10 protein-coding genes are annotated in these 12025 nt (G+C 68.7%); all 10 read left to right on the top strand.

Features of this window, described 5'->3' with window-relative positions:
- Positions 1-12 precede the first annotated feature (12 nt).
- Positions 13-1413, top strand: coding sequence for a flavin-containing monooxygenase (locus WJ12_RS16540; protein WP_059561063.1), 1401 nt, complete (start codon positions 13-15; stop codon positions 1411-1413).
- Positions 1410-2126: an ABC transporter ATP-binding protein gene (locus WJ12_RS16535; RefSeq protein ID WP_034190064.1), complete on the top strand. Its 717-nt coding sequence runs from the start codon at positions 1410-1412 to the stop codon at positions 2124-2126. The genes WJ12_RS16540 and WJ12_RS16535 overlap by 4 nt, the downstream gene beginning before the upstream one ends.
- Positions 2126-3532: an ABC transporter permease gene (locus WJ12_RS16530; protein WP_059561359.1), complete on the top strand. Its 1407-nt coding sequence runs from the start codon at positions 2126-2128 to the stop codon at positions 3530-3532. The genes WJ12_RS16535 and WJ12_RS16530 overlap by 1 nt, the downstream gene beginning before the upstream one ends.
- Before the next feature lie 51 nt (positions 3533-3583).
- On the top strand, positions 3584-4363 hold the full coding sequence (locus tag WJ12_RS16525) for an outer membrane lipoprotein-sorting protein (RefSeq protein ID WP_034190065.1): 780 nt from the start codon (positions 3584-3586) through the stop codon (positions 4361-4363).
- Positions 4360-5676 carry a hypothetical protein gene (locus WJ12_RS16520; RefSeq protein WP_059561058.1) on the top strand — a complete coding sequence of 439 codons (1317 nt, stop codon included), beginning with the start codon at positions 4360-4362 and terminating at the stop codon, positions 5674-5676. The genes WJ12_RS16525 and WJ12_RS16520 overlap by 4 nt, the downstream gene beginning before the upstream one ends.
- 16 nt (positions 5677-5692) lie before the next feature.
- The gene (locus WJ12_RS16515) at positions 5693-6109 is read left to right on the top strand and encodes a DUF4345 domain-containing protein (protein WP_059561056.1); all 417 of its coding nucleotides are present in this window, start codon (positions 5693-5695) and stop codon (positions 6107-6109) included.
- Positions 6102-7214 carry an esterase/lipase family protein gene (locus tag WJ12_RS16510; RefSeq protein ID WP_080287901.1) on the top strand — a complete coding sequence of 371 codons (1113 nt, stop codon included), beginning with the start codon at positions 6102-6104 and terminating at the stop codon, positions 7212-7214. The genes WJ12_RS16515 and WJ12_RS16510 overlap by 8 nt, the downstream gene beginning before the upstream one ends.
- An 18-nt stretch (positions 7215-7232) precedes the next feature.
- The gene (locus WJ12_RS16505; RefSeq protein WP_226103831.1) at positions 7233-8243 is read left to right on the top strand and encodes a lipase secretion chaperone; all 1011 of its coding nucleotides are present in this window, start codon (positions 7233-7235) and stop codon (positions 8241-8243) included.
- A gap of 431 nt (positions 8244-8674) precedes the next feature.
- Positions 8675-9451 carry a Crp/Fnr family transcriptional regulator gene (locus WJ12_RS16500; protein WP_049033390.1) on the top strand — a complete coding sequence of 259 codons (777 nt, stop codon included), beginning with the start codon at positions 8675-8677 and terminating at the stop codon, positions 9449-9451.
- A 162-nt stretch (positions 9452-9613) separates the two neighbouring features.
- Positions 9614-12013, top strand: a complete 2400-nt coding sequence (locus WJ12_RS16495; RefSeq protein ID WP_059561050.1) for a putative bifunctional diguanylate cyclase/phosphodiesterase — start codon at positions 9614-9616, stop codon at positions 12011-12013.
- Positions 12014-12025: the final 12 nt, after the last annotated feature.

The following is a 12025-nucleotide window of genomic DNA, read 5'->3' as shown; positions in this document are numbered from 1 at the left end:
GGGAGATCCACCATGACGGAGCGCAACGACGGCGCGCGGTACTGCATCATCGGCGCGGGCGCGGCGGGAATCACCGCCGCGAAGAACCTGCTCGCGGCCGGGATCGGCTTCGACGTGATCGAGCGCGAGGACGACGTCGGCGGCAACTGGTACTACGGCCGGCCGAGCGGCGCGGTGTATCGCTCGATTCACATGATCAGCTCGAAGCGGTTTTCGGAATACACCGACTTTCCGATTCCCGACGACTACCCGACGTATGCGCGCGGCGACCAGGCGCTCGCGTACCTGCGTGCGTACGCGCGGCGCTTCGGCGTGTACGAGCGGATCGAGTTCGGCCGCTCGGTGCTCGAGATCGCGCCGGCCGACGGCGGCTCGGGGTGGCGCGTCGAGCTGGATCGCGGCGAAGTGCGCACCTACCGCGGCGTGATCGTCTGCAACGGGCATCTGTCGCATCCGCAACTGCCGGACTATCCGGGCCGCTTCGACGGGCTGCAGCTGCATTCGTCGCAATACCGCACGCCGGAGATCTTTCGCGACCGCCGCGTGCTCGTGGTCGGCGCGGGCAATTCGGGCTGCGACATCGCGGTCGAGGCGTCCCACCATGCGCGCGCGGTGTTCCACAGCACGCGGCGCGGTTACTACTACTGGCCGAAATTCCTGTTCGGGATACCGGCCGACCAGTGGGCCGAATGGCCGCTGCGGCTGCGCATGCCTTTGTGGGCGCGCCGCTTCTTCGGCGAGCGGCTGCTGCGGCTGACGACGGCCGGGCAGCCGGAGGACTACGGGCTGCGCAAGCCCGACCACAAGCTGTTCGAATCGCATTTCATCATCAACTCGACGCTGTTCTACCACCTCGGCCACGGCGATCTCGATGCGCGGCCCGACGTGCGCGAACTGAAGGGCGATCGCGTCGTGTTCGCCGACGGCCGCGAGGAGTCGGTCGACGTGATCGTCTACGCGACCGGCTATCAACCGAGCTTTCCGTTCATCGACCAGGCGCATCTGCAATGGCACAAGCAGCAGCCGTCGCTGTACCTCAACATGTTCGATGCGCAGCATCGCGACCTGTTCTTCATCGGTCTGTTCCAGACGTCGACCGGCAACTGGCCGCTGATGGACTACCAGGCGCAGCTGCTCGCGCGCTATCTGCATGCGCGCGACGCGGCGCCGCGCAAGGCCGCGCACGTCGACCGGCTGATCCGGCGCGGACGGTCCGACTGGAGCGGCGGCATCGCGTTCCATCGCACGCCGCGGCACGTGATCGAGGTCGAGCATTTCGCCTACCGGCTGCAGTTGCGGCGGCTGATACGCGGCCTGCCGGCCGTGCCGGGCGCGGCCGGCACCGATGCGCGCGCCGCGCCGGCGGCCCCGGCGGCCCCGGCGGCGCCCGTGCGCGCGGGAGGTGCGTCATGAGCCTCGTGAACGTCGAACACCTGTCGAAGACCTACCTGCTCGACAGCGTGCGCGTGACCGGGCTCGCCGACGTGTCGGCGACGCTCGAGGCCGGGCGCTTCACCGTGTTGAGCGGCCCGTCGGGCAGCGGCAAGACGACGCTGCTGAACATGATCGGCTGCATCGACCGTCCCGACAGCGGGCGCGTGACGATCGCGGGCCACGATACCGCGTCGTTGTCCGACGATGCGTTGTCCGATTTCCGCGCGCGCCATGTCGGCCACGTGTTCCAGACCTTCAACCTGCTGCCGGTGCTGTCCGCGTACGAGAACGTCGAGTACCCGCTGCTGATGGCGGGCTGGGCGCCGGCGCGGCGCGCGGCGCGCGTGCGCGACCTGCTCGACGCGGTCGGGCTGGCCGACAAGGGACGGCACCGGCCGAGCCAGCTGTCGGGCGGCCAGCGCCAGCGCGTCGCGATCGCGCGGGCGCTGGCCGCCGAGCCCGCGATGGTGCTGGCGGACGAACCCACCGCGAACCTCGACAGCGCCACCGGCCACGCGATCATCGCGCTGATGCGCACGATCCAGCGCGAGCGCGACGTGTCGTTCATCGTGTCGTCGCACGATCCGCAGGTGGTGAGCGTCGCCGACGAGGTGATCCGGATTCTCGACGGCCGCATCGTCGGCCGGGAACGGGCCGGCGACGGCACGGCGGCGCAGGAGGTGTGCCGATGATCCATACGCTGATGCTCGCGCTGCGCAACCTGCAGCGCAACCGCCGGCGCTCGCTGACCACGCTGCTCGCGATGATCGTCGGCGTCAGTGCGATCCTGCTGTTCGGCGGCTTCAGCCGCGACATCACGCTCGGGCTGCAAACCGACTTCGTGCAGCGCAGCGGCCATCTGCAGATCCAGCGGCAGGGCTATTACCTGTACGGCACGGGCGATCCGGCCGCGTACGGGATCCGCCGCTATGCGGCGCTGATCGACCTCCTGCGGCGCGACCCGCAGCTCGCGCCGCTGCTGCAGGTCGTCACGCCGACGCTGCAGTTCGGCGGCATCGCCGGCAATTTCGCGGCCGGCGTGTCGCGCACCGTGATGGGATTCGGCGCGATTCCCGACGACCAGTACCGGATGCAGCAGTGGAACGCCTACGGTTTTCCGCTGCGCCCGCGCGCGTTCGCGTTGCGCGGCAGTGCCGACGATGCGGCGGTGGTCGGTCTCGGCGTCGCGCGCGTGCTGCATCTGTGCGGGCCGCTGCACGTGGCGGACTGCCGCGATGCGCCGCCGGGGCCGGCCGCGCCCGCCGCCGCCGGCCCGGACGCGAGTGCGCCGGCCGACGTGCTCGCGCTCGCGCAGGGCGAGGCCGGCTCGCAGCCGGCCGGCGACGGCGTGACCCACATCGAGGTGCTGACCGCGAGCGCGGGCGGCGCGCCGAACGTCGGCCGCTTCTCGGTCGTGAAGGCCGAGCAGCAGGGCGTGAAGGAGCTCGACGACGTGTATCTCGCGGTGCGCCTGCCGCAGGCGCAGCGGCTCGTATACGGCGGCGCCGAGCCGCGCGCGACCGCGCTCGAGATCCAGCTCGCGCGCACGGCCGATCTGCCGGCGGCGCGCGCGCGCATCGAGCAGCTGCTGCGCGGCGGCTTCGACGGCCAGCCGCTCGACGTCGTCGATTTCGCGACGCTGAACCCGTTCTACGACCAGACCAACCGGATGTTCTCGGTGATCTTCGGCTTCGTGTTCGTGCTGATCAGCGCGATCGTACTGTTCGTGATCAGCAACACGATGAGCACCGCGATCATCGAGCGCACGGTCGAAATCGGCACGCTGCGCGCGATGGGCATGCGGCGCGGCGGCATTCAGGCGCTGTTCGTCTGCGAGGGCGCGCTGCTCGGCGTGGCCGGCGCATCGCTCGGCGTGCTGGCGGCGCTCGCGATTGCCGCGGCCGTCAATCACAGCGGGCTGGCCTGGACGCCGCCCGCGCGCATCGACGCGGTCGCGCTCACGGTGCGCGTGTGGGGCGAGTGGCGAACCATCGCGGTCACGTTCGCGGGGCTCGCATGCGTGGCCGGGCTGTCCGCGTGGCTGCCGTCGCGGCACGCGGCGCGGCTGTCGATCGTCGATGCGCTGCGGCATGTGTGACGCCGTGCGGATGCGGTCATTTTCGTTCATTTCACTTTCGGGAGAGCGCACGTGCGTCGCCTGTTCGTTTCATGCTGTCTGAGTCTTTCGTTCCTGGCCGGCGCCGCGCACGCGCAGCCGGCGCCCGATCCGCAGAAGGTGCTCGCGGCGAGCGACGCGATCCGCGCGCCGGCGAAATCGTTCGTGCTGACCGCGACGCTGATCGAGTATCGGTCGGGCAAGCAGGTGGACGGCAATACGCTGTCGATCTATTCGAAGCCCGATGCGCCGGGTGGCGCGTTCCGCACGCTGGTGCGCTTCGTCGCGCCGGCGCGCGACACGGGCAAGCTGATGCTGAAGAACGGCAACGACCTGTGGTTCTACGATCCCGCGAACCAGGCGAGCGTGCGGATCTCGCCCGACCAGCGGCTGCTCGGGCAGGCCGCGAACGGCGACGTCGTGACGGTCAATCTCGCGCACGACTACACGGCCGAGCTGAAGGGCGTCGAGGACATCGCCGACGGCGACCGGCAGACCCGCCGCGCCTACCGGCTCGCGCTCACCGGCCACGGCGACGGGCTCACGTACCGCCGCATCGAGATCTGGATCGACGCGGCGAACAACCGGCCGCTGAAGGCGCGCTTCTATTCGGAAAGCGACCGGCTGCTGAAGACCGCGTTCTACCGGCGCTACACGATGCAGCTCGGCGTCGAGCGGCCGACGGAGACGGTCATCATCGACGGGCTCGACAGCAACTGGGTCACGGTCATGCGTTTCTCCGACTACGCATGGCGCGACATTCCCGATGCATGGCTGCAGCGCGACTACCTGTCCCGCTTCCAGGCGCAATGACGGCGCGGCGTCGATGCCGGGTCGCCGCGCTCGCGTTCGTGCTGCTGCCGGCGCTGGCGCGTGCGGCGCCGGCCGGCGCGGAGGCGACGAGCGGGGCGGGCGGCGTGGATGCGGCCGATGCCGCGGCGCTCGATCTCGCCGACCAGTCCGCCACCGCGCCGGCCGATACCGCGAAGCCGTGGAAGCTCGACGTGCAGGACGCATTGCGTGCGAGCCGCTATCGCGACGGCGCGCACGCCGGGCGCAACCAGCTGTCGGTCGAATTCGAGTACGGGCAGTGGCTGACGCCGACGTTCGCCGCGCACTTCTCGATGCGCTTCGACCGGTTCGATCCGCTCGGGACCTCGCGCACGTCGTCGCGCGACGTGACGCTCGTGAAGGAGGCGTACGCGAGCTGGCGCGCGGCGCCGACGTTCGTCGTCGACGCGGGGCGCGTCAACGAGCGGCTCGGCGCGGCGATCGGCTACAACCCGACCGACTTCTTTCGCGCGGGCGCGGTGAGCCTCGACGTGCCGCCCGATCCGGACAGCCGGCACACGAACCGGCTCGGTACGGTCGCGCTGCGCGCGCAGCAGGTGTGGGACACGGGCTCGCTCGCGGCGCTGCTGTCGCCGCGGCTCGAGCGCCGCAGCCTGCCGGGCGACCCGGCCGCATCGTCCGACCTGCAGCGTACCAACGGCGTCGATCGCTGGATGCTGGTCGCGAGCCAGCGGCTCAGCACGGCGATCCAGCCGCAATGGATCGTCTACGGCGAAAGCGGGCAGGCGCCGCAGTTCGGCCAGAACCTGAGCGTGCTGCTCGGCAACTCGGTGGTCGCCTACGTCGAATGGGCGGGCGGCTACCGGCGCTCGCTGATCGCGCGCGCGACCGGTGCGGCCGGCGACAGCGCGTTCCGCACCAGCTCGTCGGTGGGCGCGACCTGGACGCTGCCGATCGACCTGTCGCTGAGTGCCGAGTTCCAGAGCAACGGCGGCGGCGCGGACGCCGCGCAATGGCGCGCGCTGCAGCGCGCGAACCCGGCCGCCTGGGGCAGTGCGGTGCAGACGTCGATCGCCGCGCAGGAGCTGCAAACCCGTCACGGCGTGTTCCTGATGGCGGCATGGCGCAATATCGGCGTGCGCCGTCTGGATCTGTCGGGCTTCATGCAGGCCGATCTCGGCGGCGGCCGGCAATACTGGGTCGAGCTGCGGCGGCGCTTCGACCGGTTCGACGTCGCGCTGCAGTGGCTGCATCAGGGCGGGCCGTCGTGGAGCCGCTTCGGTGCGATGCCGGAGTCGACCAGCGTGCAGGTGCTGGGCATTTTCTATCGATGACGCAAGGAGGTTTCGAATGAGCAAACGCGCGCTTCAGACGGCGACCGCCGTGCTTGCGCTGGTCCCGTCGATCACCGGGGTGCTCGGCATGATGGGCATCCACGATCCGCTGTACGCGTCGCTCGGCCTCGCGCTGCCGGCCGACGCGACGCTGGACGGCAACCTGCGCTTCTACGCGGGCGTCTGGCTCGGGCTCGGCCTCGCGGCGTTCTCGGTGATCCCGGGGATCGAGCGCCAGGGGCGGCTGTTCGCGACGCTGTGGACGATGATCTTCCTCGGCGGCATCGGACGGCTGATTTCGCTCGCGACGCTCGGGCTGCCGTGGCCGCCGTTCGTCGGCTTCACGGTGCTCGAAGTCGTCGGCGCGCCGTTGTTCATCGCGTGGCAGCGGCGCGTGGCCGCTCACGCAACCATGGGGAACGCGCATGCATGACATCGACATCGATATCGCTCGGCGCGCCGTGCCGCTGCGACGCCTTGCGCGCGCGTGCGCGCGGTTCCTGGCCGCTGCCGCGCTGCTCGCCGGCGTTGGCCTGGCCGCACCCGCGGCGCGTGCGCAGACAGCGGCCGGCGCCGCGCTCGACGACTATGCAGCGACCCGCTATCCGATCATTCTCGTGCACGGCCTGACCGGCACCGACGACTATTTCGGCGTGGTGCCGTACTGGTACGGGATGCAGGCAGACCTGCAGCGGCATGGCGCGACGGTCTACGTCGCCGACCTGTCGGGGTTCCAGAGCGACCTCGGCCCGAACGGGCGCGGCGAGCAACTGCTCGCCTATGTGAAGCAGGTGCTGGCGGTCACGGGCGCGGCCAAGGTGAACCTGATCGGACACAGCCAGGGCGGGCTGACGTCGCGCTACGTGGCGTCGGTCGCGCCCGCGCTCGTCGCGTCGGTCACGACGATCGCGACGCCGCACCGCGGCTCGCAGTTCGCCGACTTCGTGCTCGCCGCGCTGAAGCTCGACCCGACGGGCATCTCGACGCCGGTGTTCGGTGCGCTGCTGAACCTGTTCGGCATCCTGACCAGCGACACGCACAACACGAACCAGGATGCGATCGCCGCGCTCGACGCACTCGGCACGGCGCGAACCACGCGGTTCAACCAGCTGTTCCCGAGCCCCGGCCTCGGCGCCGGTGCCTGTCGCACCGGCGCGCCGACCGAGACGATCGGCGGCAACGTACACCTGCTGTATTCATGGAGCGGCGCCGCATATCAGCCGGTGTCGCTGCTCGGCATCGTGACGGGCGCCGTCGATACCAGCGTGATTCCGGTGATCGATCCGGCGAATCTGCTGGATCCGTCGACGCTCGTGTTCCTGACGGCCGGCAACGTGATGGCGCTGGCCGGCGCGGGGCCGAACGACGGCTTCACGTCGACCTGCAGTTCGTTGTTCGGCACGGTGATCTCGACGCGCTACCACTGGAATCACTTCGACGCGATCAATCAGTTGCTCGGCATCCGCGGCGCGTATGCGGAAGATCCGGTCGCCGCGCTGCGCGTGCATGCGAACCGGCTGAAGCTGCAGGGCGTTTGAGCGATGACGGTCCGGACGATGCTGTCTCGCACCGTGCTCCATGGCGCCGTCGGCGTGCTCGCGGCCGCGGCGGTATGGCATGCGCTCGACCGGCCGGCGGCGTCGCCGCAAGCCGCTGCGCTGCCTGCCGCGCGCGTCGTGGTGTCCGACGCGGCGGTGCCGCGGCCCGTGCCTGCCGCGTCCGACGTCGCGCCGCCCGCGTCGCTGGCGGGTTCGCGCGCGCCGCGCCTGCCGCTCGGGCCGGACGGGCGTCTCGCGAAACGGCGTGCGGTGCGGGAATTCTTCGATTACTTCCTGCTCGCGCAGCACGACCTGACGCCGGACGCGCTCGACGCGCTGGTTGCGCGGGAGGTCGCCGCGCAGCCGATCGGCGGGCAGGCACAGCGCGAAGCGCTCGACCTGTGGCCGCGCTATCGCGCGTGTCTCGCCGCGCTCGATGCGCAGCCGGGCGCCGTGCAGCCCGGCATGCGTATCGATCCGGACGCGCTCGCGGGCCAGCTCGAGCGACGGGCGGCACTCGCGAGCCGCTGGCTCGGCGACTGGAGCGCGCCGTTCTTCGCCGACGAGTTCCGGCAGCAGCACGACGACCTCGACCGGATCCGGATTGCGCGCGACCCGGCATTGAGCGACGCGCAGAAGCGCGAACGCATTGTGGCGCTCGACCAGTCGTTGCCGCCGGACATGCGCGATGCGCATGAGCGGCTCGCGCGGCAGCGCGAGGCGGTCGCGACGGTTGCACGGCTCGACGCGCAGCGCGCGACGCCCGATGCGCTGCGTGCGCAGCTCGGCGCCGACGTCGCCGCACGCGTCGTACGGCTGCGGCAGGACGACGATGCGTGGCAGGCGCGCTATCGCGACCATGCGGCCGAACGTGAGCGGCTCGCCGCGCAGCAGCTTGGGCCCGATGCGCGCGATGCCCAGCTCGCGCAATTGCTGCAGCGCGATTTTCCGGATCCGGCGGACGCACTGCGCGCAGCGTCGCTGGACGCGGACAGCGCGGACATCACCGCTCGCCAGCGCGCGCGATAGCCGCCCGGCGACGGCATCCCGGGCAGGCGCCGTCATGGATCTTCCACGTTCTCCGTTGGAGAAGTGTGGGATATGTCACTCAGTCCGCATTATTTCGATGGAGGAATGATTTTTATTTTCAGAATTAACTGCATTTCGTTGCATTGGCCACTATTCGGAATTTTCAATGATTCTCCGGGAAAGTGTCTTTTCAAGGGCGGTATTTAAATCTCCGATAATTGATTGACCATGCAAATATCTTCTGGCAATGCCTGAAACTGTCAAATTACTTCATGTAACAAAGCCGGAGTGGCGCGAACGACAGGGCTGCGTGATACCTTTTTGTTTAATTAGACCGTAAGGAAAACGGCAAAACCGGAAAACCGGTTCGTTTTAACGCTGCATGAAGATTCGGTGGCCGAGGGGCAGCAATACAACGTACGAGGTGCACCGTGATACATCAGGCCGACAATGTCATCGAGTTGCCGCATGCGCTTGGTGCCAATCAATTCCTGTCTGCGCTCGACGGAATTAGCCGCGCGGAATTGGCGCCTCATTTGATGCTTTCGAATCTCAAGACCGGCCAGCTGCTGTGCGACGCCGGCGAGAATCTGGAGGCCGTCTATTTCCCGGTGACGGCGGGTATTTCGCTTCAATACACGACAGGCGGCAAGACGACGCTCGGCGTGACGGAGATCGGCCGCGAAGGCATCGTGTGCGACGACGTGATCGGCAGCACGATGCAGCGCCGCGTCGTCGTCTATCACGGCGGATTCGCGTATCGGCTGCATGCGCGCCGCTTCGTCGACGCGTGCGATGCATCGGCGGCGATCAGGCGGCAGGTCTTCGTGCGGATGCAGCTGGTGCTGGCGCAGGCGTCGCAGGTCATGTTCTGCAGCCGCCATCACGTGATGCGACATCAGGTGGGCCGCTGGCTGCTGATCGCCTACGAGCGCTCACGCAGCATCGAAATCCCGGTCACGCACGGCACTTTGGGGCAGATGCTGGGCGTGCGCCGCGAGACCATCACGGATACCGTGCGACAGCTCCACGAGCTCGGCCTGATCCATCAGCATCGCGGCGCCATCGTGCTGACGGATCTCGCCCGTCTCGAAGGGCAGGGCTGCGACTGCCATCGGGTCATCCGCGACGAAACGCGCCGCATTCTCGCGATCGATGCCGGTACCGGGGCCGGTGTCGGGCTGTCGCGACGCGTCCGGACGACCTAGTGGCCGCAGCCTCCTGCCGCGCGGCCGGCACCGGCGTGCCGCCGCGACGGCGTGTGCGCCGGCGCGTCGCGCGCAGGGAAGGGGCGAGGTCCGGGCGCAAGACGCGTCGCGACGCGGCTGGCCGGCGGTATCGAGAAGAATCAGAAAAGCAGTCAATCAGGTATGGAAAACATTTCGAAGCTCCAGAGTCAGCGCAGCTCGTTTCACGTGTGGCCATGGAGTCCGGCGCTCGGCATCCTGCCGATCGTCGTCGTGATCGTCGCGCTGGCCGGGTTCGTCGCGGTCAGCCTGATCGTGATCATGTCGCTGCGCGTGTACGTCGGCGGCGAAAGCAGCTGGTCGAAGGCGCAGAAGGACGAGATCATCCTGCTGACCCGCTACGGACAGACCGGTGACGAAAAGCTGTTCGACGATTACCTGGCGGTTGACCGCACCCTCACGTTTCTCGGTGTCGCCCGCCGCGCGATGATCAGCGTGCCGCCGGACCACCGCGCGGCGCGCCAGGCGCTGATCGACGCGGGCATCAATCCCGTCGATGCGGTCGCGGTGGTGTGGTTCTATCCGATCCTGAGCAGCTTCGCGCGCCTGAACGCCGCGTTGCAATACTGGGAGGACGCGGACCGGCAACTGGTCAACCTGCGCGCGATCGCGAACGCGCTGCGCGCGTCCGTGCGGGCGGACGACGTTCGACGCACGAGCCGCCTGAACCGCGCGGTCTGGGACTTCAACTCGCACATCGAGCCGCTGCCGAAACGCTTTTCCGACGAACTGAGCGCCGAATTCCGTTCGGCCGTCATCCAGCTGTTCCTGTCGTACGTCGCGGCCTCGCTGCTGATCGTCCTGCTGTCGGTGCGATGGGCGAGCCGCGCGCAGCGCCAGCAGGCGTCGATGCAGACCGAGCTGGACCGTAGCCAGGCGTTCGCGGAAGCGGCGCTGCGCTCGGTGGCCGATGCGATCGTCACGATCGGCCTCACGCGCAGCATCGAGACCGTCAATCCGGCGGCCGAGCAGCTGCTCGGCGCGCCGTCGCGGCTGTGTGTCGGCAAGCCGATCAACGACGTGCTCGACCTGATCGATACGTCGACCGGCATGTCGATCAAGCTGCTCGCGTCGCTCAGCAACAGCGGCGATCACACGTTCACCCGCGATCTCGACCTGATCCGCGTGTGCGGCGCGGCGGTGTCGGTGCGCGCATCGCTGTCGAGAATGGACAACGCTGCGGGCCGCTGCGTCGGTTACGTGCTGATCCTGCGCGACATGACGCGTGAATACCAGTTGATCGAGAAACTGACCTGGCAGGCGTCGCACGATGCGCTGACCGGTCTGATCAATCGCACCGCGTTCGAACAGCGCCTGGGCGACGCGTTGACCCACCGCGGCGGCGGCATGTTGATGGTTCTCGACCTGGACGGATTCAAGGAAGTCAACGACGTGTGCGGGCACGCGGCCGGCGATGCGCTGCTGCGCGACGCGACCGCGGTGTTCGCGCGCTGTCTCGCGGACGACGACGTGTTCGGCCGGCTGGGTGGCGACGAATTCGGCATCCTGTTGCCGGCCGGCCGCAACGGCTCGCCGGACGACGGCAAGGCCGAGCGCATCCGCGCGTGTCTCGAGGATTTCACGTTCCTGTGGGAGGGCGAGCCGTTCAAGATCAGCGTGAGCATCGGCGTGCTGGATCTCGCCTGTCGGCCCGAGAGCGTCGAGAAGGCGATGCAGATGGCCGACATCGCGTGCTACATCGCGAAGGACCGCGGCCGCAACCGCGTGCACATCGCGGATTCGCGCGACATGAACTCGGGACGCCAGGCGTACCACATGCAGTGGAGCCGCCGCGTGAAGACGGCACTCGAAACGAATTCGTTCCAGTTGTATGCGCAACGCATCGTGCCGATCCAGCCGGTGCACGGCGCGCAGGAGCGCGCGGAGATCCTGCTGCGCATCCCGGACGCCGACGGCAAGCTGATCTCGCCGGTCTTCCTGCCGGCCGCCGAGCGCTACGGCCACATGACGATGATCGACCGCTGGGTCGTGCGTAACGTGATCCGGCGGCTCGCGCGGCTCGAACGGCGCCAGTACGTCGAATACAACGTGAACCTGTCGGCGATGTCGATCACCGACGAGCGCTTCGTGGAGTTCGCGATCGCCGAGCTGTCGGCGTCGGGGCTGGACCCGACGCTGCTGTGCTTCGAAATCACGGAGACGAGCGCGGTCCGCAACCTGGAGGTCGCGTCGCGTTTCATGCACGAGCTGCGCGACCTCGGCTGCCGCTTCGCGCTCGACGACTTCGGCGCCGGCATGTCGTCGTTCTCGTATCTGCGCCAGTTGCCGATCGACTACCTGAAGATCGACGGCGGCCTCGTGGCGACCATGACGTCCGACAGCGTCAAGCGCGGCATCGCGTCCGCCATCAACGACATCGCTCACGTGATGCAGTACCGCACCGTCGCCGAGCACGTCGAGGACGAGGCGACGGCCGAGATGCTTCGCGCGCTGGGCGTCGACTATTGCCAGGGCTACTACTTCAGCCGCCCCGCACCCTGGCAGGAAGGGGGATTCCATTGAACCAAGCGAGGA

Source organism: Burkholderia seminalis (genome assembly GCF_001718535.1).
GTDB classification, from domain to species: domain Bacteria; phylum Pseudomonadota; class Gammaproteobacteria; order Burkholderiales; family Burkholderiaceae; genus Burkholderia; species Burkholderia seminalis.
This window is presented reverse-complemented; position numbering and strand designations above follow the sequence as displayed.